Source organism: Sphingomonas sp. PL20 (assembly GCF_017875905.1).
In the GTDB taxonomy this organism is placed as follows: domain Bacteria; phylum Pseudomonadota; class Alphaproteobacteria; order Sphingomonadales; family Sphingomonadaceae; genus Sphingomonas; species Sphingomonas echinoides.
The window spans coordinates 3,926,272-3,948,918 of sequence record NZ_JAGINH010000002.1 but is presented as its reverse complement, the minus strand read 5'-3'; the positions used below and the strand labels follow the sequence as shown (position 1 = coordinate 3,948,918).

Here is a 22,647-nt window from a genome sequence, read left to right as displayed (position 1 = left end):
ATTGGCCGGAGTGGCCGCATCGCACCCGGCCGTCTGTAGCGCGCTTCACCGCTGGCCAGCGCCCGTCAGCGGCACGAACTTCACCGGTCCCAGGGAGCGCGTTTCGAATCCGCCCGATGGCATCTTGGTCATGACGGTCAGCCGATCGCTTTCCGCCGAAGGTCCGATCGGCATAATCAAGCGGCCACGCGGTGCGAGCTGCTCCAGCAACGGGCCAGGGGCGTACGCCGCCGCGGCAGCTACGATGATCGCGTCGAACGGGGCACGATCCGGTGCGCCGCTGAAGCCATCGCCCGACCGCACCTCGATATTGCCATAGCCGCAAGTGCGGAGGCGATCGCGCGCGCGGTCGGCCATGGCGGGAAGGATTTCGATCGTGGTGACGGACGCTGCAAGCAGCGACAGAATTGCGGCCTGATAGCCCGACCCGGTCCCCACATCGAGAACATTGGCGTCATCGGGGAGATCTGCCGCCAGCGTCATTGCCGCCACGATATGAGGATTGGAGATGGTCTGATCGCAACCGATGTCCATCGATGTCGGCAGGTAGGCGAGTTCGGACACGTCCGGATGCACGAACAACTCGCGCGGGACCAACTCCATTGCCTGCATCACCCGATCGAGGGCGGCGTGCTCAACGGTGACGTCGTGCTCGCAGATGTTTTGCCTGATTGCGGCAACGAGCGAAATCCGTTGGTCGGTGAAATCGGGCGGCATGAATGCGAGTATCTCGAGCAGGCGATGTGTTTCTGGGCTTCTCCAGAGCGTGCTGACCGATCGTGTTTCAGCTGTCGCTGCCACTTCCGTAGCCGGTCCCATTGGATGAAGCGCGAGGATATCGGGAGCGACCTCGCGCCAAATCCTCGTCCATTCCGCGAGCGATCTTTCCCCCTCCACAGCGGCCGTTTGACCGCTTGCCGACATGTCTTCGTGCTTGCCGCCCATCGCCTTACCCATTCATAGACAAGACGCCACCGACGCAGTGTACCGCAGTCGGCTTTGCCAGCCTGGCCGAATTCACAGCGTGGATTACGGTGATGCAGACGAGCGGACGCCGAGGGCTATGCGACGATCGGCTGCGGCTTGGCTTCCACTTCAGCGGCATCGGCCCAGTCTCGGCGCCGCGGCAGCCATGGATTGAGGAATACGATCGGCAGCTTGATGAACAAGAGCTCGCGGTGAATCCAGAAATCGGTCAGGCGTTCATGCCATTTGGCCTGGGACCGGTTCGTCCGCGTCAGCCACGCCTGATAGGGCTGCCAGTGGCTCGGCTCGTCACGCTCGACGATCCTGAAAATCTTCACCAGCACAGGATCGGAGCGCAACAGCGGTGACTTGAGCAAGGTGGCGACCTGCCGCATGCCCCGCATCTCGGTCAGCATGATCACCCGGCAGAGGCGCTCGAACAATGCGTCGCTCGCGATCACGGCCTCTGTATCGAGCGCGTCGATCGTCGTGCCGAACACGATCTCGACAAAACGATCGATATGTCCGCACGCACGATCAACCTTTAGCGACATGATGCCGCGCAATTCGAACCAGCGCTTGAACATGACATAGTGCTTGCGCTCATCGGCGCGGTGTTTCCGGATCGCAGCGATGAAAACGGCATCATCGGGGCACCGCGCCTGGACTGCCTCCAGGACACGATCGATACTCGTGTAGCCGCGATGCTCGTTATAGATGTAGATCGATGCGAGCACGTCGAGGTAGCGGCGAAGGAACGCTTGGTACATTGAGTTTCCTAACAGGGGCCGCCCCGATCAGCGATTGGCACGGATGAAGGGCAAACGCACGACGGAGGAAATGATCAGGATCATGCCGAGGCCGACATAGAGCCAGAAATGCAGCGGTTGCCTCATCCGGGCGACCGATCAAGTGTCGCAATGAGGCCGTGGATTCCCCACCCGACCGCCACGCGCTGCTGGCGAAAACGGGCGCTACCGGGTGCGGTTGCCATGAGCCGATCGAGCGCGGCTTCGGTGTACAAGGTGTGTGTACCGTGCTTCACGAACGACCATTTCGCCATGTCGGTGCCGTCGGTGGCGTAAACCGCCAAGCGACCCATGGGTTTGAGCACGCGCAGGATTTCGACCAGCACCGCGGTGGGATCTTTCCAGAAGTAGATCACGTTCGAAGCGAGCACCCGATCGAAGCTGGCGTCGGCGAACGGCAACGCAGCGAAGTTCCCGTGGTTCAGTACGATCGAGCCGGCTCGAATGCGGCGCGCATGGCGCTTGCGGGCGACCGCCAACATGGCGTCGGATTGGTCAAGCGCGTAGACCACGCCGGAGCCCGCCTTGCGCGCGAGGGCGTCAAGCGCGTCGCCGGTACCGCACCCCATGTCGAGGACGATGTCACCGGCCTGCACCACCAGAGCGTCGATCGTCAGTGCGGTCGGATGCGCATTGACGACGCGCATCACACGACCGGTCAACCATCCTCCAAGTCCGCGGGGATGTTCCAGCTGCCGTCCAATGGCATGGCCAAGCGTCACGCTCAGGTGTGCGCCAGCTTGGCGTCGATCTTGGCGAGCAGCGCGCGCGCCTCGGCGCGCCGGCCCGCATCCCAGACCGGACGCGCCGTGTTGACCGGCGCCTGAAGGCCGCGAAGCACATACGTCTTGGCCTTGGCTGGCTGGCCCTCAGCGTTGAGGAAGTCGGCGTAGAAGAAATTGTTGTCGAGGCCGCGCGGATCCTGCGCGATCGCGGCCTGCAGCAAAGCGCGCGCCTTGGCGGTGCTGCCGAACCCGATCGGGAAACCGGGCACGCGGTAATAGAGCACGCCGAGGCTCATCTTGATCCCACCATCTGCGATATTGGGATCGATCGCCTTTGCCTTTTCCAGGATGTTGCGCGCCGCAGTCGCAAGTCCGAGCTGCTTGAATACGGTCGCGCGCGCGGCTTCCTCGCTCGTCACGATCCCTTGCCACAGCAGCGGCTCAGCGCGTCCAGGAAAGCGCGCCGCGACTTGTGCTGCCTGTTGGGCGAGGACGTCGAGCTGGCGATATTGCTCGTCGCGATCGCCAACCTGATAGCGGATATGCTGCCAGCCGGTATCGATCCGTGCGACTTGCACATCCATGGCGGGGTTGTTGCTGGCAGCCGCGCTGCCAGCCAGCGCAACGGTGGCGAGCAAGGCCAAGGCGCGGCGGACATTTCGTGCGATCATCATGGGTCTCCAAATCAGGGCAGGAAGAGGCGACGCGCCTGTTTCGCCTGTCCGGCGAGGCCGACGTCGACGAGGCGGGGGAACAGGCCATTGAGACGCATGAAAAAGGCTTCGAGGGCGCCGATCGAAACGTCCTTGCGGCGATCGACGATCGCCTTGACGATCTGGTCGGCGACGAAGCCGGGTTCGTCGGCGCGCATGCCCGTCATCGTCATAAAGCGGTTGATCGCCGCGGTATTGAACGCGGTGCGAACGGCACGCGGCGCGATATGGGTCACAGCGATTCCATCGGCCTGCACTTCGCGCCGCAACGCTTCGCTGAGCCCTCGCAAACCAGCCTTGGCGCTCGAATACGCCGCGAAGAAGGGATAGTGGACCGATCCCATGACCGAGCCGATATTGACGATCTGCCCCGATCCACCTCGCCGCATCGCAGGCAGTACCGCGGAGATCAGCGTGGCTGGCGCGACCAGATTGACGAGATAGCCGGTGCGCAGCGCGTTGGCCGGCTGATCCTCGAAAGGTCCGAAATATTGTAACCCTGCGACGTTGACGAGGATATCGACCGGAAAGACGGTCAGGCGTTCGGCCAGCTGTGCAAGGTCCTGCGGATCGGCCAGATCGGCGACGATATGGTCGTTGCAATCCGGGCAGCGTGCACGGTCTACACCGGTCACGTGCGCGCCCAGCGTCTGTAGCCGTGCTGCGACGAGCGATCCGATGCCGCCGGCAGCGCCGGTCAGGACGATCACCTTGCCCTCAAGCCGCGACATGCGTGTCCTCCAGCGCGATGCCGGCGAACAACGCGCCGAACAGCGCAAAGATGTCGTTCGCCATCGCGACGATCGCCGCCTGGTCGGCGGGGTCGTCGATGCGGTTCATCAGATTTTCGAAGAAAACCATATGGTCCTGGTCGAGCGCGCCATGCGATGTGAGATAGTGAAAGGCCTCAGCCGGCAGGTTAAGCGCCTGGCGTACGGCATCGGCACCACTGCTCGCCATGGCGATGCTGGTCCCTTCGAGCACATAGACCATGCCGAAAAAGGCCGCCGGATTGCCCTCGCGGATCGTGCGATAGGCGTGATCGACCATCGCGGCAGTGGTCGCATCGGGCGCGCTGGCCGCCACCACGGCCGAATCGCCACCGGCCGCATCGATATCTTCCAGGATCCAATGCTCGTGGCCGGTCTCTTCCTCGATATACTCATCGAGCGCGCGCACCAGCACCGGTCGGTCTTGCAACCGCGCCCGCGCCTCCTGCATCAGCGGGACGGTGTGGCGCACGTGGTGATAGGCTTGCGACAGATACGCGATGTAATCCGACCGACTGATCCGGCCGGTCAGGCCGGCTTGCAGTTGCGGCACCATGGCAAAGCGCGCCTGCGCCTCGCGTGTCTCGGAAACGAGGCGGTCGAAGAACGGCATGGTGGCAGAGGTCTCCGGATAGGTTTTCGCAATCGCGGCGCGCTTTAGGCGACCGTTGCCGGTGAGCAGGCCGTTCGTCGGCGTAAAGGGCGGGACGATGTGCCAGCGGGCGATCCGCGCATAAGCCGGAAGCGCTGCATTAACCTCGGCAACGGCGAAGGCGATGTCGGCATCGGGCGTGGCGGGAACGAGCAGCGCATCGAGCTCGGATCTACCGTCGCCGCGCACCATCGCCTGCAGGATCGCTGGCTGCGCGGTCAGGCTGCCCTCGATCCATTCGGGCGAGATATTGCGCCCGAAGCTCGTGATGATCAGGTTGGACTTGCGGCCTTCGATCCATAAGCAGGCTGCCTCGTCGATCCGGCCGATATCGCCGGTAGACAGGGGCCCGCTCGTGCGTGGCGCGCCGATCGTGCCGAGATACATCGGCCCCGTGATCACGATCTCTCCGTCGGGCGCGAGCTCTATCGTGTTCAGGCCGATGCTGGTTCCCACACTCCCGCGTACCGCCTCGTCGCCGCGCTCGAGCGCGACGACAGAGCCGCATTCGGTCATCCCATAGCCTTGACGCACCGGCAGACCGAGCCGTGCCGCACGTGCAAGAAGGCTGGGATCGATCCGCGCGCCGCCGACCGCGACCAGTGTCAGGCGTGGCAAACGCTGGCCGCTCGCTTCGAGCGTACGCACCAGGCCCGCAAGATATTCCGGAACGAGGATCAACGAGGTGATCGCGTGCGCGTCGATCGTCGCGATCATGTGCGCGAAGTCCGGCCGAAACGGATTGGCAAGGCCTACGGCTAGCTGCGAATGCGCGACATAGCTTCCGCCCGCGATCATGGTCGCGTAGAACCCGGCGACGCTTTCGAGCAGGATCCCAGGCGGCAGCAGCGGCAAATGCCGCCCGGCATGCTCGGTCCCGAGGTAGGAGACGACGGACGCGGCGACGGCGCTGACGTGATCCGCGGACAGGCAGATCCCCTTTGCGGATCCCGTTGAGCCGGACGTGAAACTGATGATGGCCGTGCCCTCGGGAAGCGCCACCCGGTCGCGCACGCTGCAATGGGTCACGAGCCGAAGGGGGTGCGGGTCCTGGGGATCAATCCCGATCTGCGTAACAAGGACCGGGCATCCGGCGGCCTCAAGCGTCTGCTCGACCTGCGCATCGGTGAAGAAGGCGGGGATCGCAATGACCGGAATGCCGCGATCCAGCAGGATAAGCTCCAGCAGGCACCGTGCGACGCTGTAATCCGCACGCAACGCCACCGGACGGCTTTGGTCAAACTGCGCAACGATGGCAGGGATGGACGTCTCAAGCAGGCCAGCAAGAGCGGACCAGGTCAGGGACATTCCGCTGCAGTCGACAAGCGCCAGCGCGTCGCCGCGCGCCGTGGCGTGATAGTCGATGCGGGACCGGATCGAGTTCATCGGTGTTTTCCTCGTTTCGCGTCGGAAAGCGCAAGCCGTTCTCGGCCGGTGGCAATCGCCCCGGCGCACAGCACGGGGTCCAGCGCGTAATAGCGCCCCCACTGGTCGGCTGCGCAGCCAAGACGTTCGGCGCGGGCGGGGGCCAGCTCGACGATTGTCAGGTCGAGGCGCTTGAACATTGCGCGAAGCGGCGCAGTCAGCACTGCTACCGCAAACTCCGCTTGGTCGGCCAGTTCGTGCGCCGCGCGGTGCCACAAAGCGATTGTGGCCGCCGCACGCACCGAAGCATGGTCACCGAGTTCGACAATGTCCTGCCGGTCAATTGCGCGGCCGAAGCGCGTAGTCAGAACCTGCTCGATCGGTGCATCGAGATAGCGTTCCAGGAACAACGCGCTTTGGCTGGCGCGGCGAAAACCGAGAGTGGCGCAAGGACCCGCTTCGCCGGGCACAGAGAGATATTCGGGATAGTCCGCGACGCGTGCGGCGCCGTGAACGGCGTCATAGCGAGTGGCGATCAATCGCGTGACTGCGGCTTCCGGCATCCAAGCTCCTCGGCGTCGATACTGCCAAGACGCCAGAGGAGTCCGACCACCTCAGTTCACAAAGTTGAATTTACCAGCTGCGCCGAAGCGACAAGGCGACTGAGCGAGGTTTCAGCGGGGTATGCTGGTCCCCGAGCCGGATCGAGAAAGGGTTGCCGAAGGCAAAGCTGTCGCTCGCGCTGTTGAACACATTGTCGATTGCGAGGCGCCACCGCCACGGCCCGCGCTCGCCCGTCAGCGATGTCGATACGAGGGTAGCCGCAGCGGTTTTGCGATCGAGCGTCGGGTCGAAACTCAGCCGCGATGTGCCGGTATACGTGGCGCGGGCGCCGAGTCGCATGCGCCAGCCAAGCGCGGCGAAGCGACGTTCCAGCTCGATATGCCCAGCGAGATCCGGTACTATCGGCAGACGCCGATCGTCCGGCGCTCCTGCGCCCGGATCGATCCGGGCATGTTGCACGAGCGCGCCTATGGCGAGTGTTGACGACCGTATCGGCGCCCAGGTGAGCGATACGTCAATCCCATGGTTGCCGGCGTTGCCGGCGTTCTGCGTGGTGACCAACCCGCTTGCTTCAAGATGATCAGCCTGGACGCGCTGCCAGCGCGAAGCGAACACGTCGGCATCCAAGGTGAGCGACTGACGTGGCCACGACCAGCGCATACCAAGATCGTAGGATTGCAGCTCATCCGATTGGTAGGTGGTTGGGGTCACGCCTTCCTGACCTGTCGATTCGACCCCTCCGGGGCGCAGCGCGCTCGCGTAGCGCGCGAACACCAGCAACCGCGCGCCAGGATGCCAACTCAGCGTCGCACTCGGACTGAGGCGAATTGTGGTCCGCGTGAGTCCTGCAACCGCGTCATCCTGGCGGCGTTCGTCATCGACCGCCGAGCCGAACAGCCGCGCGCCCAGCGTCGCGCGCACGCTTCGGCCTAGGCCTGTTGACGCCTCGCCATACAGCGCGACCTCTGTGATGCGACGCCGGAATTCCAAGATGTTACGCATTCCGGACGGATCAGCGAGCACGCCCGAGGCGTCGGTTGTCGCGCCAAGCAAGGAGGCGCCCCCTAGCCAGGTGATCGGTCCGGACGTCGCCCCGATCCGCGCCTCGGCGTTGAACACCTGGTAGCGCCGATGATCAAGATAGCGCGCGGGCGCGCTGCCGCCGAGCAGTGCGGCGGCCGAACCAGCATCATAGGTCGCCTGCAATTGCTGGTTGGCAAGACTGGCGCTGCCCGTGAACGTAAGTCCGCCGATCGGACCGGTCGCCGCGAGGTCGAACAGCGCGAAATCGGTATCCTGCGGCTCGGCAAGATGGCTGGCGCGCGTCCAGCCCTTTGATGATCCGGTGACGTACTGGCTGTCGGCCACGGATGAAAGTTGTACCAAGCCTGCCGCGTCGACGGTCCAGTCCGATCCGACCCGCCCGCGTATCGCCACTCTGCCGCCGGTGGTTTGACCGTGGTTGACGTCCCGCTTTCCCGTCGAATCGTCGATCCAGCCGGCTTGGCCGATCCGATAGGCGACGGCGCGAATTCCCAGGCGATCGGGAAGAATCGGAACGTTGGCCACCGCCTCGACCGAGCCCGCGACACCGCCTTGGCGGGTCGTCTCGAGACCGAGCTGTGACCAGCCGCTCGCACCTTCGAGATCCGGCTTGGCCGGGACAAGACGGTAGACGCCGCCGAGCGCGCCCGAACCGTAGAGCGGGCCCTGCGGTCCTTTCAACAGTTCCACCTGCGCCATGTCGATCAGCCGCAGGTCGGGGTCGGGCGCATCATAGGTCGCGCGCGCATCGTCGATCTGGACGCTCACGCTGGCTTGGCCGAAACCATCGAACGGACTGTCGGCGATACCGCGCACGAACAGCCGATCGCGACCCGGGCCGAGATTGGTGACCGAGAGCCCGGTGATGGCGCTTGCGAACGCACCGGTATCGAGCGCGTCGCCCAGTCGGTCGAGTGCGGCTGTGTCGCGGACCACGAGCGGGACCGCGACCTCGCTGAGCGCCGTCGACTGTTTGGTGGCGGTCACGACAATGTCCCCTCCGGACGTCGGAACGGGGCGCGATCGCCGCTTAGCAGCCCGGGTCCGTTGGGGGCGGCGCTCGAGGCGGAACAGCGCCGGCGCGATCCGCACCGCGATCAGCGATGTGCCGCGCAAGACGCGTACGAGGGCTGCGTCTGCGCTGAGGTACCCTTTTACCGCTGGGACATGCTCTGCAGTGATGAGTTCGGTCCCACCGATCGACACACCGGTTTGGCGCGCCAAAATCGCGAGGCTCTGCCGCAGCGTCCCGGCTGGCACATCAATCGCTATCGGAGTCGCGTCCCTTTGGGCGGCGGCGGGCGTAACCAGGCTAAGGCTTGCGGGCAGGCTCCAGGCGAATGCCCTTGCCCACTGGACGCGCGTCGAGCGCCATGATCGCGGCGACATCGTCAACCAGACCCGTTCCATCACCGATCGTCAGAATCCCAGAGAAGCGGCGGCTGGCGAGCGTCGGGTCGATCGTCACCGTAGTCGACGCATAGCGCCCGAGATCGGAAACGACCAGCGCAAGCGGGGTCTTGTCGTAGACGAGTTGTCCATGTCGCCAGCTTGCGATCGAATCGGCGCGCTGCGCTCCGCGCACCGCAGTGGCCGCCGCCTTGCTCGTCGTGAAGCTCTGCCCTGCCGTCAGCGCAACTGAACTTGGTAAAGCCGTCGAAGCAATGTTGATCGATCCCTCAGCAACCGCGACCCGAGCGCCATCTGCACCCGAATCGATCGCGAATGCGGTACCGATATCGCGAACCACCAAGCCGCCGGCCGCGATGGTAAGCGCGCGGTCCGACCGATGCTTGATGTCGAAATATGCAGTGCCTGCCAGAGCGAGTTGTGATTGCCGCGCGTCCCCGACCTTCAACACACTCAATGGTGCGAGCGTTATGCGGGATCCATCGCGCAGAAGGATCTGCCGCGTCTCGCCCCTGGCGGTCTCATAGCTGACGCTCTGATCCGGCCCGTTCGCGACATACGGCAACCCAACAATGAGTGCCAAGGCGGCAGCGACGGCGCCCAAGGTACCCGTGGCGAGAAACCGCCAGTGTCGCGGAGGTCGATCGACGATCGAAGCGTCGCCCAGGGTGCGACCGATCGAACCGCGTTGCATGACGAGATCATCGTCGAGCAACGCGATCTGATCAAATGCGACACGGTGACGCGGATCCGCCTCAAGCCAAAGCGTAAAGGCGTCCCAATCCATGGAGTCACCATCTTGCGCAGCGTGCCACTCTGCCGCCCGCTCGATGATTGAATCGTTCATGTCCCTGCCACCTCTTGCCGACATTCCCCGCGTGCATTTTTTCGTGTTACCAACGCATGACGCCGCCGCGATTGAATCACCTCAGTCCTCCGCCAGCGCGCGTCGCAAATGCGCCATCGCAACCGCCATATGTTTCTCGACCCCGCTCCGACTGATCCCGAGTGTGGCCGCGACTTCGCTCTGCGACAGACCGTCGAGCTTGTGCAGCCGCAAGACCTTTCCTGCACCGGTGGGCAGTTGCGCGATCGCGCGCGCGAGCAGCGCGGCATCCTGGCGCTTGATGAGGGCGACCTCGGCACCATCAGCGCTATCAGGCGTGTCGGGGAGGCGCATATCACGCTCGAAGGTTGCGGTCGTCCATTGATCATCGCGCTGTTCGCGGCGGCGCCGCTCGCGCAATCGGTCGAGGACAAGGTTTTGCGACATGCGGAAGAGATAGGCGCGACCGTTGCCGATCGGACCGGTGCCCACCGTGTCCAGCCGCAACCAGAGATCCTGCAATATGTCTTCGGCATCGGCGGGGTCGCCGCACCGAGCGGCAACGAACCGAAGCAGGGCTGCGCGGTGTTCCCGGTACAGGTCCTTGAGACCGGACTGCGGGGAGGGAACGTCGATGACCGCCATCCTTAAGGTCTCTGCCACCGAAAGGGTGATGGACCAAGCGGAAGTCGGCGCAACGTCAAGCCCGGGCAAGCCACGTAACGGCAAAGCGATCGACGTCTGGTCCGGGTTTCACACGGTCCGATGATTGTTCGCATCCCGCCCGGGTCGAACTGCGGTGCTGGCAGATCGCGTCGTCTTAGGCTGTGACCACTTCAGGTCGGGAGTCCCCGATGATCGACGCCAGACAGTGCTGTGTTCCCACGTCGCTTGGCGTGGCGAAATGATTGCATCAACCTTCATGCTCCTCGCAGTGCCCTCAGGCGCGCTGACGTATCCGGTCAGCCTGCCGCCGAGCGCGCAGAGTGTCGAAAGCCCGATCATGCGACCCGCCGTCGCCGAGACCTTGCCGGTGGAACAGGAAAATCAATCTACCGCAGGCCCCCTGCCTGTCCCGGGCGTGCGTTCCGCTAAACCCGCGATCAGGAATGATGAAATCGTCGTCACGGCGCGGCGACATATGGTAGCCGTCGACCCGCTTCGCGCTGTGAACGCGCAATCCTTTGCGGTGACGCAGACTGTCGACCGCGCATTCGTCGGCCCGCTGGCAATGGCCTACAAGAAGACCCTTCCAACGCCGGTCCGCGACGGTCTGCGGAATTTCCTCTACAACCTGCACGAGCCAGACGTTTTCGTGAATTTTCTGCTTCAGATCAAGCCTGGAAAAGCTGCAGCGACCTTGGCGCGCTTCGTCGTCAATTCCACGATCGGTGGTGCTGGTCTGGTGGATGTGGCCAAGCGTAAGCCTTTCCATCTGCCGCGCCGCCGCAACGGGTTTGCGGACACTTTCGGTTTTTACGGGATAAAGCCGGGGCCCTTCCTGTTTCTCCCGCTCATCGGTCCCACGACGGTACGCGATCTGGTGGGCGGTGGGCTGGACCGGTTCCTGTTGCCGTTTGTCGTCGGCGCGCCGTTCAACAAGCTGGCCTTCACGCTACCCGTCGGTATCGTCAGCACGTTAGACCATCGCGCCGAATTTGACGATCAGCTGCATGAATTGCACGACGAAAGTGCGGACCCATACGCAGCCTCACGATCCTTTTACCTCGACCGGCGCCAAGCTGAGATCGACGGATTACATGGACGTTTCGCGCCGGCAGCGCCCGCAACGATCCACGGCGACGAGGCGCCGCCTTCTTCAAATCCACTGAAGACGCCCAGTCCTGATCCGTCGCTTCCCGTGTCGCCGGAGCAGATCGAAGGCATTGCTCCAGCATCCCAGCCCCTCGCAGATTCCCCCGAGCATTGACCCCTTCGGCGCAAGACTGCGCCAGAGCACACCCAGGCGTATTCGAGCTACCCCAAGCGTCCGTCACCGGCCGCCCGGGTCAAGTAGCAACCACCCTATAGGAAGGATGCAAAGGTGCCCGCAGACGATCGACATGGTGAAACGCACTTCGTGACGCGGATCGGTTGGCTGAGGGCAGCGGTCCTTGGTGCAAACGACGGGCTTCTCTCCACCTCAAGCTTGATGGTCGGTGTTGCAGCTGCGGCGGCAGGCTCGTCGCTGATCATCCTCACGGGGGTTGCCGGCATCGTCGCGGGCGCCATGTCGATGGCGGCCGGCGAATATGTTTCGGTCAGTTCGCAGGCGGATTCCGAAAAGGCCGATATTGAACGCGAGCGGCTCGAACTCGTGGCCGATCCTGATCATGAGGCGCGCGAGCTGGCTGCCATCTACATCAAGCGCGGCTTGCCGAAAGACCTGGCGATCGAGGTCGTGACCGCTTTGTCTGCGCATGATGCGCTGGAAGCGCACACCCGCGACGAGCTTGGGATCACGGATACATCGACCGCAAATCCGCTGCAGGCGGCCATTGCATCGGCGGCGTCCTTCTTGGCCGGCGGTTTTCCACCGCTCCTGACCGCGCTCCTGGTTCCTGCTTCGGGCATTTTGTGGGCGATCGCGGCTGTTGCCGTGCTCACCCTTGCCGTGCTCGGCGCGGCGGGGTCGCGCGTTGGTGGTGCGCCAATCCTGCCGGGGATCTTGCGGGTGGTGCTGTGGGGATCGATCGCGATGGCGGTGACCGCCGGCGTGGGACATGTGTTCCACGCGACTGTCGGCTGATAAAGGGCGCCCCCTGTGGCCGCGCAGGCCCGCAGGTCACCAAATCGGGTTTACCAAAGCGTTCTATCCCGACCGCCTTGGATTGGCATGCCGGTCATGCCGCCAGCTGCGCCATGTCGATGACCTGTCGCCACCCCCACCCGGAATCCTGCCCGTCGGCCTGCGGGCCTGGACCAAGCGGTCGGTCTCGGAAGAAAGCGAGGGGTGCCCTTAAGAGGCTTGTGCGGTATCGCTCGCGACGGCCGGGGATCGGCCGATAACCGGTTTCCGGTCCGATAAGAGAACGCCCGGCCATTACTGACCGGGCGCAACGTCGCGGGACGTCTCAAACTTAATAGTCGCCACGGTCATCCCCACGGCGTCGATCGTGGTTCCAGCCATCGCGCCGGTCATCGCCTCCGCGCCAATGTTCGCGCTGCCATTCGCGGCGACGTTCTTCCTGCTCCCAACGGTGATGTGCAATCCAACGTTGGCGCGCTCGATACCTTCCGCGATCGTCGTAATCGCGCCGATCGTCGTAGCGGCGGTCCTGATAGCCATCGGCGGAACCGTATGGTGCGTTCCAGCTCCCGTAACTCTGGGCAAAGGCGGCGGTTGGAGCAAGGGTAGCCAAAGCCGACAGGCCAAGCGATGCGGACAGGATCAACTTGCGAAACATCAGCAATCTCCTCATCGGCGAACGGCCGATAAAGCTGGCATGGAGCCTGGCTGATGCGCCTCGCCTGAACGAGACTTGCAGCGGCCGTTCACGCGGTGATCTGGCGGGAGGTTCCAGAGGACCTGTCAGGCGCTCTTGATGAACGAACGATGCGCTTGGATCCGCATCGGTCCAACAGGTCCACCGAAGGGAAACATCCCATCATCGTTCCAGATAGGAGCAGGTTGGCTAAAGGCAGACCAAATACTAAACCGCGTCAATGAACGAGCGGCCCATTTCGCGTAGCGTTCGCAGCGGCCTGAGGCTCGTTTTTCGAACCTATTGGTCCATGCTGGCTCGTGAGCTTGCGCCGGGATAGCACGGAAAATCGCGAACACGCCGATTGTGCGTTGTCCGCCAACAAATGCCTTATGCGGGGACGCCCTGAGCGGACGGAAGCGTGTCGATGTCGGACGACTCTGACCACAGGTTGATTCCGCCGTCTTCTGCAGCGCGATCAATCGCGCTGAGCTCGTCGGTTGCAAAGTCGAGCCGGTTGACCGCGTTCAGCGACTCATCCAGCTGCTCCACGGTGCGCGCACCGATCAGGGCGGACGTAACTCGCCGATCGCGCAAAACCCATGCGATCGCCATCTGGGCAAGCGACTGCCCGCGCGCCTTGGCGATCTCGTTCAGTGTCCGGATAGCCGTCAGATTTCGATCGGTAAGCAACCCTTGTGAGAGCGATCCGCCGCGGCTGGCCCGCGCATCCTGGGGAACGCCATCCAGATACTTGGACGTCAGCATACCCTGTGCGAGCGGCGAGAAGGCGATGCACCCGGTGCCGAGATCGCCAAGCGTTGCCAGCAACTCCTTCTCGATCCAGCGATTGAGCATCGAGTAGCTGGGCTGATGGATGAACAAGGGAACGCGTTCTTCGGCGAGGATCGCCGCGGCACGGCGCGTCAGGCCGGGATCATAGGACGAAATGCCGACGTACAGCGCCTTGCCCTGGCGGTGGAGCTGCACCAGCGCGCCCATGGTCTCTTCGAGCGGCGTGGCAGGATCAACGCGGTGGGAGTAAAAGATGTCGACATAGTCGAGGCCCATCCGTCGGAGGCTCTGATCGCAACTGGCGATGAGGTATTTCTTCGACGAGCCGACGTCACCATAGGGGCCTGGCCACATGTCCCACCCAGCCTTGGTCGAGATCATTAGCTCGTCACGATGGGCCGAGAAATCGGTGGCGAGAACGCGGCCGAAATTTTCTTCCGCTGACCCGTACGGCGGCCCGTAATTGTTCGCGAGATCGAAGTGCGTGACTCCGCGATCGAATGCGCGACGCAAGATGGCGCGGCCCACTTCGAACACATCGTCACCCCCGAAGTTCTGCCACAGGCCCAGGCTGATCGCGGGGAGTTTGAGCCCGCTGCGCCCTGTTCGTCGATAGGGCATTCCCTTCTCGTACCGGGCAGGGTCAGCGGCATAGGGGACGGTAAATGACATCGAGACCTCCGGACCTACCCTGGACTATCGAACCGCTTGTGCAGTTCCATGCGATCATGAAGCAAGCCGAAGGGCTGTGAACGTATCCTGGCGTATCTATCCCGAATCGCTCAGTCCTTCACCGGCGTGTTAAAGGACAACGGGCTGCACAAGGTTACAAAAGCTGCCGCCTACTTCCGGTCACCATCCACCCGATCATATTCGGCCGAAATGTCCTTTGGAACGTCCCGAAAGCTGTCCCACGGCAGCGGCTTGCGCAGTTCCATCGACCAGCGTTCGAGCCATTCGATCCCGTCCTTGCCGGCGTAGGGGTCGCGGGTTCGATAGGCCGGGTCGGTCATCGCCTGAGCAAGCGAGACCGGCCGCAACTTCTCCCGCTTGATCAGCGCGGCGACGTCGTCGATGCAATCGGCGTTCAAGCGGGTAGCGTGGAGCAGCATCACGTACGCGATGTCGCGCCCGAACAGGGCATGCGCAGCGGAGCGGTACCAGCGGATGGTCTGCGTGCTGTGCTCCAGATATTCACGGCGAATGCGTTTGCGGCGCGAGTCGTCGTGGTGAGCGATGGCGTCGTCATACGGCTCTGCGAATTCCCAATCGTCGCCATCGATCGTCACCGGAGCGACTCGGTATCCGTGCGAGCGCAGCCAGTCTTCGATTTCATGCTTCACCGCGATCGGCGCGCCTGTTTCGAGATAAGGGTGACGAAACCACGCGATGGTGCGGTGCCGCGCCGCGAGCAGACCCCGCGTGACGGGCTCACCCTTCACGATATCAGCGATGTAGCCTGCCGCGCCGAGCGTATTGGGGGTCTCATGGGAGAAAGTGTGGTTGCCCAGATCCATCGACGCATCGAGCCACTGTTCGAGCACGGCAATCTGCTGCTCGCGGTCGAGTTCGTCGAGCTTGGATTCATTCACGAAACCGGTTGCGGGGATCCGGTGTCGTTTCAGACCGCGCAGGATCATGGTGTTCAGATAGGTGACGTAGCGCTGATCTTTCACAATGGTGAGCGCAGGCAAGTCGTCGAAGGTGAGGGCGATCGTAGCGTGCGGCGTTCGGGCGCCGGCGGCCGCCGGCACACAAAGGATGGCGGCGATCAACACTGCGGCTAATTTGAGGGTCACGACGCTCCCATTTTCATTGATTCGGCATTGCTAGGATCGCACGCCGTATCCGATACGGGAGGTGCGTCATCTCTCGCCGTCAGCACTCTTTCGATTTCTGCCGCGGCCGCGGCCGCACCGCTCTCCCGTGCCACCTCGATTGCAATATCGACCGCTCGGCTGGCGTAATCCGGCTTGGTGGCCAATGTCCTGATGGCGGCTATACCGCGCTCGACAGTGAAATGCCGCGGGAGAAGGCGTATTCCAACCCCGAGGTGTTCGATCCGGTGACCGTGATCGTGCTGATCGCCCATGTGCGGAACGACCAACTGCGGCTTGCCGGCACGCAGCGCCTGCCCTGTGGTCCCGACGCCTCCATGATGAATGATCACTGCCGCCGCAGGAAAGAGCTGAGAATGCGACGCGTGGGTGCAACGAAACACGCGCCCGTCTGATTGTGGCGCGGCCCCATCCCCGGTTAGCAACACCGCCCGCATGCCAAGCCGACGCGCAATGACGCTCGCATTGATGTAAAATGCCTCCGCCTCACCCACGACAAAGGTCCCGAGCGAGAAGACGAGCGGCGGCGGCCCTGCGGCGAGAAATGCTGCAAGTCCGGACGGAAGCGCATTCGCCGTTGGAAGCGCGCCATCGAACATGGGAAACCCGACGATTCGCGTCGGCACCTCGCACTGTGCAGGCGCGGCGGCGAAGAGCGGCGAATAGCAGCCAAGTCGCAGGATCGATCCGGGCGGAGCATCGAGCATGTGCGACGCGCCCGCGGGCGGCAGCGCAAGTGCGCCTCTCACGGCATCGATCCGGCGCCCATAGAGGAGGTTGAGGATCGTTCGAAGGGCACAAAACGCCACACGGTTCCAGGCCTTGGCCATTCTGCCCCTGGGATGGGCCACCATCATCCAGAAATCGGGCGTCTGAGGCGGGTCCTCTGCTCTCAGCATGGCCATCGGCTGCAGGACGATCGAGATCAGGGGCAAGCCCCGTTTTTCCGCGATCATTCCGGCTGCGAATACGAAGACCGATCCGACGATTGCCTCGGCATTCTTACAGATCTCATCGAGCTTTGCCGCGCAAGCCGGGAGATCATCGAGCAGGACCTGCTCGAGCATGACACGCTGGTCGGCGACAATCCGCCTGATGGCCTCGCGGTCGCTCAATCCCATGCGTTCGCCAATCGCCTGGAACCCAGCATGAATTGCGATCGCTTCCAGTCCAAGGTCGTGACAAACCGCCAGATGGTCCTGTGCGACGGCGAGGATCGGTCGGAAGCCCCTGATCTTGAGGGCAAACGCGATCGCGATAAACGGGTATAGATCGCCGAGCGTGCCCAGCGTGGTTAGGACAATGGTTGGTTCGCCGCTCAGGTCGTCCAATGCCATGTGGCTCGCTCTCTTGGCATGTTCCGGCTGGCGGACATAGATTGGCCGGGGTGCCGACTCACGACAGACGGCCGGGTGCCGACCCGTCGATATGATAGCCGTGCCTAACGTCATACACGGCTTTCGCGCGAGATCTCGCCGCCGGAAAGGCTTTCCGTCGGCGATACTGAAATGGCCGATCCAACGCAGCATGTAGCAAATCCGCTGCTGGTATCTGTGAGATACCAAATCGTTTGCAGGCTTGTGGCGCGAGAACCTAACACGTCAAAAGCATGGTCCACCTCGAGAAGCGACCGCCATCACGCGCTTGGCGGCAAAGGGGTTACGCGTTGCTAGCAGCAGACCACCAGCGTCGATGGCGTTCAGATTTCGCACCGTGGCCTCGATGAAGCGGTAGCAACAACCCGCATCGGTCGGGCTGTTGGAACTGCTTGGTCCTGGCCATGCGGAACATCGCACGTCTCGTTCGACGATCTTGCGCGCACGACGCTTTCGCGGGCCCCGTCATGCTCCCGCAGGATGATATCGCGAACTGCCCGGCCCAAGCGCGTCAGGTGATAGGTCGTACCGCCACCAGAGGCAGCCCTGACGAGCAGACCAGAAGCTACCATTTGATCGAAGTGCGGCATAAGCCTGATCTCGCGCCGGCCATGGGCCAGCGTCGGCGGCTCAAAGCCAATGCCGACGATCGTCCGCTGCAGGATTTCGGGAAGGGCCGCGACAACCTCCCCAGCGGAACCTGGCTGTTCCGCTCGCCCGATAACCACGCTGGCGCCTCGGGTGCCGGTCATCGTCTCCCTCATGGCTTCGGCTTTGACCGACCTTGCGGCGACCGTCATGATAGCGAGTGCGATCGCGACAAGCGCTTCGACACATATCACAGCGATAGCCGTGACAGAGACCCCTTCCGCGGCACCCTGTCCCGTGCCTTGCGACGCCACGATGATCGCAGCGAAGATGAGATCCTTTCCGGGCACCAATGGCAATCGGGATACGAGTTGCCGAATGGCGACCAGCACGACGCACGTCCCAAGGCCAAGCGCTGGCGCCGCGAAGATCCACAACGGTATGAAGAGTGCGGCCATAGCAAGTGCACGAAGCAGATGGACGGCGGTGATAAAAGCCGACTGATGGCTCGACAGCTTCAAGAGACGGTCCCGCAGCAGGACCATCGTCACGCTGAACGCAGCTATGCAGAAGACCGACGCTCCAAGCTGACCCGCAGTCAATCCAAGGCCCGACGCGCCGCGGTACGCGATCAGCGGGAGAAACAGGAATATCGCAATCGCGTGGCCGACAAACGCCGAGAGGATCGCGACATCCTTGACCCCATGCAGCGCGTGAGGAATTTTGCGGCTTCGCGCCCATGCGAAAAGATATGCTTCCCCGGCGTAGCCGAACAACAATTCATTGCCGACGAACCTGCGGATTACGGCAGGCAGCATACCCGACTGCCGCCCCCAGACCGAACGGAAGATCGCAAGATCGGCGATGGGATGGATCGCAACATAAGCGCATACCGTCAGCCAGAATAAAGGTGGCATGCGCACGAGCGCGGCACCAGATGCATGTGGAACACTGCGCAGGGCGATGATGCCGGCACCGAGCCAGAAGCAGGCAAGCAACGCGCGGCAAACAGGCGGACGGGACAACCAAGACAGTCGGCGGGACAGTCCGGGTTGATCCGGCAATTTCACACCTCGACACGCGGACAGCAGATGGAAGGGACGCACGATTTTTTCCTCAGACCCGTGCAAGAGACGATACGCAAAGCGTGCTACCTCAGTCGGCCGACGCTTAATCGCATGTTTTATTTCCAGGCTTGGCCCGAACGCCGAATGTTACCCCTGACTTTTTAAACCCGCGCAGATGGCTGTTTCTCGGCAGGAGGCGGGGCGGCAACGCGGCGAACAGACAGCAGCGTCATCGCTTTTCGACGGAAGGGCCGATCGACGGCCGCCGCCGTTTTTTTGGCGTTCCACAGCAAAGCCGCCGATCCCGAAAAGGACGTTCACGGCTCTAGTCGAATCGCGAAATCCTTCGACCAGAAGTCCTCACCCGAAATCAGTCTTGGCTTTAGATTTTTCGAAGCGAAGGCGTTTCTGAAACGGCGCCGGGTGCGTATTTTCCGAGGCTGTACGCTCGCGAACGCGCGTCCGATAGTGTCAGCGCCATACGCGGCTAATTTTTATAACAGATTGAGCCCCTGCGTTGTCGATGCTCTCAAGGAGGCCAGTAATGGGCAACAAGGATACCAGGATCAAAGATGTTGGGCCCCAGCCACAGTCGTTCGACCTCGAAAGCGCGACCACGGACAATGCCGATTATCGCTCGGTAGCGTGGAGTGGCCGCTATTTGCAGGTGACACTCATGTCGATTCCGGTCGGTGGCGATATCGGCCTTGAAGCGCATCCCCAGACGGATCAATTCCTGCGCCTTGATGCCGGCAACGGTCGCGTGCAGATGGGCGCTGCCAAGGACACCCTGACCTTCGAGCGGGACGTTTCGGACGGTTGGTGTGTCATGGTTCCAGCTGGGACGTGGCACAACGTCGCCAATACCGGCACGACGCCGATGCAACTCTACACGGTCTATGCCCCTGCGCATCATCGGCCGGACGCCGTTCAGTCCACTGCAGCGGCGGCCAAGGCCGACCAAGGCGACCAACCGGCGGCCTGGTCCGTGCAACCCGAGCATACAGCAGACAAGCACGGTTGATGGCGGCGGTGCGCAAGATCCGAATCGACATGGCCGGGGTGCGCTATGCGCGCCTCATGGGCGTGGATTTTTCGCACACGGATCGGCATGGGCACTGTCATTGGACGTTCGCCTGTGATTGCGGCAGCATGATCGTCGCTCATGGCGGCAATGTTCGGAGTGGCGCGACCACGAGCTGTGGCTGCAGACACCGCGAGATCAGCGCCGCCCGGCTGCGCACGCATGGCGACCGGGCTGAGAAGCGTCATGCGCCGACCTATCGGGCCTGGCAGTTGATGAAGAGCATTTGCAGCAATCCAAAGGTAAGCGGCTATCCGCAATGCGGCGGGCGTGGGATTGCCGTGGCCTCGCGGTGGCAGAACGATTTTCCCGCTTTTCTGGCGGATATGGGCGAGCGCCCGGTCGGAATGACGCTCGAGCGCGATGATGCTCAGCGTGATTTTGGTCCGAACACTTGTCACTGGGCAATGGTGCAGAGCCGCGCTGAGCGGGCTGCACAATCTTGGCGTCAACGCCGCGCTGGGTAAGTCAGGGGGCCACCACCGGATTCGGCAAATGGGAGGTCTACGGGGGGAGCTGCCGATCGACATCGCCGCAGGCTCGACTGGTGAGACAGTTTCGCAAGCGCGGCCTATCCGCATCGTAATGCATGCTTTCGTGGACCGCGATCTGGCGGAAACAGTGCCGCGCCCTTTACATCTGCATCGGTTCGCGCCTGCTTCGCGAAGTTCGTGCACGGCGTGACGTTCCCACAATGCTCGGCGTCATTCCCTCACGCTGCAACCAGCATGCCAACGCCGATCGAAAACGCTGGCGCCGCGGCCGGGATCGCCGCTGAGCGGACGCGGGACACGCACCATCAAACGGGCTGAGGCTGCTTGTTTCGATTTCGCCAACTGCGGAACTGGGGTTCAGCAAGAGCACGGCGTCATTCTAACGACCACAAGATGTATCCCAATCCAGTTGGTCGCAGAACGGCGCAGCGCGCTCGAAAAAGCGGAGTTCTTATGAAAAAGATCCATATCCTCGTTTCGGTATTTATCAGCCTCGCTTCTTATTCCACGGCCACCGCCGCCTCGCCGCAACAGTCCGCGAACAGCACACAGCTGGGCCAAGTCGATATACGGAAAGACGGGAACACCGAGTCAATGGATACGCAGACAAAGCCTGATAGTCCTATAGCCACAAAATCAGACACTTGTGCAAAGAACGGCTGTCCGCAATCGACGTCGCGACGTAGCCGTCGCGTCGCCACACAGGCCGATGCGAAATCGGATCCACGACGCTGGACTTCTACGCTCGGGTTCTAGTCGCACCGTATTAATAGGTCTGTTGGAAAAAAAGAGGCGATCAGAAGGCGGAAAGGGCGTGATCTGCCACCCCTGCCGCTAAACACCACAAAAAAGTGGGGGAACGGCTGTTGCTCAAAAACATCGCTTTAATATGTGCTTCCCTAAGTGTTGCGTCCACAGCGCCGGCGCGCGAGGCAAACCTAGAGCCGGCCGAATGCGGGCCGGTCTACACACACATTTTTGTCATTGTGGAGGAGAACAAGGACTTCAGCCAGGTCATGGATCCGGCTATTGCGCCCAATATTTCGCGGCTGGCAAACGAGTATGCCAGCGCGGACAACTTCTTTGGCGAGGAGCATCCGAGCGAGGCCAACTATCTGGCACTGCTCGGCGGCGATACGTTCGGCATTCACGACGACGATGCCTTTTATTGTACTCCTGGATCAACAGCGGCGCATTGCAATCATGCGCGAGAACCGGGCTACGTCGACCACACGGTCAATGCAGCTCACCTGGGAGACCAACTTCGGGGAAAAGGTCTGAGTTGGAAAGGCTATTACGAGAGCCTTCCCGAGCCGGGATCGCTGGCTGTTTTGTCGGGCGACAGCCGGGTCGGCCGCGGTTCTGGATTGTCTGCCCTGTACGCCAGCAAGCACTCGGGGTTCGCAAACTTTCGGGACGTGCAGATTGATCCGGCGCGTTCGTCGTTGCTCGTCGGCTTCGAACAGCTCGACGCCGATATCGCTGTCGGCAAGCTGCCTGCCTTCGCTTTGATCGTCCCCAATCAGTGCAACGAGATGCACGGCTTGTTCGGCATCGGCGTGCCAGGCGACTGCACAATCCTCAACACCAGACGACTGATCACCCGCGGTGATCGAGTTGTTGGCGAGCTGGTAGCAAAGCTGCAAGCGACAGCTGACTGGCGTTCGCATGAGAATATGGCGATTGTCATCACTTTCGATGAAGGATCCGGCGGCTCCAAGGGCGGCTGTTGCAGCGTGACGCCTGGTGCCTCGTCAAACTACGGCGGTGGGCACATTCCAACGATTGTGATCACCAATCATGGCCCGCGCGGACTCCGCGACGCGACGCCGTATAATCATTATTCCCTTCTGCGAACGATCGAAGACGCGTTCCGGATCACCGAGCATCTCCGCCGGGCCGGCGACAGCGCTGGCGGGGTGGTGTCGATGACGCCACTTTTTCAAGCGCGGTGAACAAATAGGCGCAAACTTCGCATGCATCCGAACGTCGTCGGCATTAAATAGAGTTACATAACAGCTACTGTCGACCCAACTATAACCCGATCGTGGATAAACGGGCCATAGCCTAGTCGAGCTCTCCATGAAGCTGTTCGATCAGCGTAACGATAACGCCGGACCAGGTTTCACTCTGGAT

The 22,647-nt window shown here is 62.5% G+C and carries 20 protein-coding genes; 5 read left to right on the top strand and 15 right to left on the bottom strand.

The window, feature by feature from the left end; genetic code table 11:
- Positions 1 to 45: 45 nt before the first annotated feature.
- From H4W01_RS18545 to H4W01_RS18500, 10 genes are all read right to left on the bottom strand, one after another.
- Positions 46 to 945, bottom strand: coding sequence for a protein-L-isoaspartate(D-aspartate) O-methyltransferase (locus H4W01_RS18545; RefSeq protein ID WP_209612797.1), 900 nt, complete (start codon positions 943 to 945; stop codon positions 46 to 48).
- Between the two features lie 116 nt (positions 946 to 1,061).
- Positions 1,062 to 1,736 carry a ferritin-like domain-containing protein gene (locus H4W01_RS18540; protein ID WP_209612796.1) on the bottom strand — a complete coding sequence of 225 codons (675 nt, stop codon included), beginning with the start codon at positions 1,734 to 1,736 and terminating at the stop codon, positions 1,062 to 1,064.
- A gap of 122 nt (positions 1,737 to 1,858) precedes the next feature.
- On the bottom strand, positions 1,859 to 2,437 hold the full coding sequence (locus H4W01_RS18535; protein WP_209612795.1) for a class I SAM-dependent methyltransferase: 579 nt from the start codon (positions 2,435 to 2,437) through the stop codon (positions 1,859 to 1,861).
- Between the two features lie 62 nt (positions 2,438 to 2,499).
- On the bottom strand, positions 2,500 to 3,171 hold the full coding sequence (locus H4W01_RS18530) for a hypothetical protein (protein ID WP_209612794.1): 672 nt from the start codon (positions 3,169 to 3,171) through the stop codon (positions 2,500 to 2,502).
- Between the two features lie 14 nt (positions 3,172 to 3,185).
- Positions 3,186 to 3,944, bottom strand: a complete 759-nt coding sequence (locus H4W01_RS18525; RefSeq protein WP_209612793.1) for an SDR family NAD(P)-dependent oxidoreductase — start codon at positions 3,942 to 3,944, stop codon at positions 3,186 to 3,188.
- Positions 3,931 to 6,021 (bottom strand): AMP-binding protein, encoded by a 2,091-nt coding sequence (locus H4W01_RS18520; protein ID WP_209612792.1) that lies wholly within the window; start codon positions 6,019 to 6,021, stop codon positions 3,931 to 3,933. Before H4W01_RS18520 ends, H4W01_RS18525 begins: the two co-directional genes overlap by 14 nt.
- Positions 6,018 to 6,563: a thermostable hemolysin gene (locus tag H4W01_RS18515; protein WP_209612791.1), complete on the bottom strand. Its 546-nt coding sequence runs from the start codon at positions 6,561 to 6,563 to the stop codon at positions 6,018 to 6,020. The genes H4W01_RS18520 and H4W01_RS18515 overlap by 4 nt, the downstream gene beginning before the upstream one ends.
- A gap of 70 nt (positions 6,564 to 6,633) precedes the next feature.
- Entirely contained in the window at positions 6,634 to 8,595 is a 1,962-nt protein-coding gene (locus H4W01_RS18510) for a TonB-dependent receptor (RefSeq protein ID WP_209612790.1), read from the bottom strand.
- 325 nt (positions 8,596 to 8,920) lie between these two features.
- Positions 8,921 to 9,865: a FecR family protein gene (locus H4W01_RS18505; RefSeq protein WP_209612789.1), complete on the bottom strand. Its 945-nt coding sequence runs from the start codon at positions 9,863 to 9,865 to the stop codon at positions 8,921 to 8,923.
- 81 nt (positions 9,866 to 9,946) lie between these two features.
- Entirely contained in the window at positions 9,947 to 10,489 is a 543-nt protein-coding gene (locus H4W01_RS18500) for an RNA polymerase sigma factor (RefSeq protein WP_209612788.1), read from the bottom strand.
- A 259-nt stretch (positions 10,490 to 10,748) separates the two neighbouring features.
- Here H4W01_RS18500 and H4W01_RS18495 point away from each other — a divergent pair, with 259 nt between their 5' ends.
- Complete coding sequence (locus H4W01_RS18495; RefSeq protein ID WP_334685349.1) at positions 10,749 to 11,774, top strand: MlaA family lipoprotein; 1,026 nt, start codon at positions 10,749 to 10,751, stop codon at positions 11,772 to 11,774.
- 114 nt (positions 11,775 to 11,888) lie between these two features.
- Entirely contained in the window at positions 11,889 to 12,593 is a 705-nt protein-coding gene (locus tag H4W01_RS18490) for a VIT1/CCC1 transporter family protein (RefSeq protein ID WP_209612787.1), read from the top strand.
- Positions 12,594 to 12,924: 331 nt separating this feature from the next.
- Here H4W01_RS18490 and H4W01_RS18485 read toward each other — a convergent pair whose 3' ends face one another.
- The 5 genes from H4W01_RS18485 to H4W01_RS18465 all read right to left on the bottom strand — a co-directional run bounded on the left by H4W01_RS18485 (position 12,925) and on the right by H4W01_RS18465 (position 18,972).
- Positions 12,925 to 13,251 carry a hypothetical protein gene (locus H4W01_RS18485; RefSeq protein WP_209612786.1) on the bottom strand — a complete coding sequence of 109 codons (327 nt, stop codon included), beginning with the start codon at positions 13,249 to 13,251 and terminating at the stop codon, positions 12,925 to 12,927.
- A 408-nt stretch (positions 13,252 to 13,659) separates the two neighbouring features.
- Positions 13,660 to 14,736, bottom strand: a complete 1,077-nt coding sequence (gene mgrA, locus H4W01_RS18480; protein ID WP_209612785.1) for an L-glyceraldehyde 3-phosphate reductase — start codon at positions 14,734 to 14,736, stop codon at positions 13,660 to 13,662.
- Between the two features lie 170 nt (positions 14,737 to 14,906).
- A complete protein-coding gene (locus tag H4W01_RS18475; RefSeq protein WP_209612784.1) occupies positions 14,907 to 15,863 on the bottom strand; it encodes a polysaccharide deacetylase family protein in 957 nt (318 codons plus the stop codon).
- Positions 15,860 to 17,239, bottom strand: a complete 1,380-nt coding sequence (locus H4W01_RS18470; RefSeq protein ID WP_209612783.1) for a glycosyltransferase — start codon at positions 17,237 to 17,239, stop codon at positions 15,860 to 15,862. The genes H4W01_RS18475 and H4W01_RS18470 overlap by 4 nt, the downstream gene beginning before the upstream one ends.
- A gap of 362 nt (positions 17,240 to 17,601) precedes the next feature.
- Complete coding sequence (locus H4W01_RS18465; protein ID WP_209612782.1) at positions 17,602 to 18,972, bottom strand: hypothetical protein; 1,371 nt, start codon at positions 18,970 to 18,972, stop codon at positions 17,602 to 17,604.
- Positions 18,973 to 19,477: 505 nt separating this feature from the next.
- Here H4W01_RS18465 and H4W01_RS18460 point away from each other — a divergent pair.
- The 3 genes from H4W01_RS18460 (at position 19,478) to H4W01_RS18450 (ending at position 22,466) form a co-directional block, all read left to right on the top strand.
- Positions 19,478 to 19,957, top strand: a complete 480-nt coding sequence (locus H4W01_RS18460) for a cupin domain-containing protein (protein WP_209612781.1) — start codon at positions 19,478 to 19,480, stop codon at positions 19,955 to 19,957.
- The gene (locus H4W01_RS18455) at positions 19,957 to 20,484 is read left to right on the top strand and encodes a hypothetical protein (protein ID WP_209612780.1); all 528 of its coding nucleotides are present in this window, start codon (positions 19,957 to 19,959) and stop codon (positions 20,482 to 20,484) included. The genes H4W01_RS18460 and H4W01_RS18455 overlap by 1 nt, the downstream gene beginning before the upstream one ends.
- A gap of 893 nt (positions 20,485 to 21,377) precedes the next feature.
- Positions 21,378 to 22,466, top strand: coding sequence for an alkaline phosphatase family protein (locus H4W01_RS18450; RefSeq protein WP_209612779.1), 1,089 nt, complete (start codon positions 21,378 to 21,380; stop codon positions 22,464 to 22,466).
- The last annotated feature ends 181 nt before the right edge of the window (positions 22,467 to 22,647 follow it).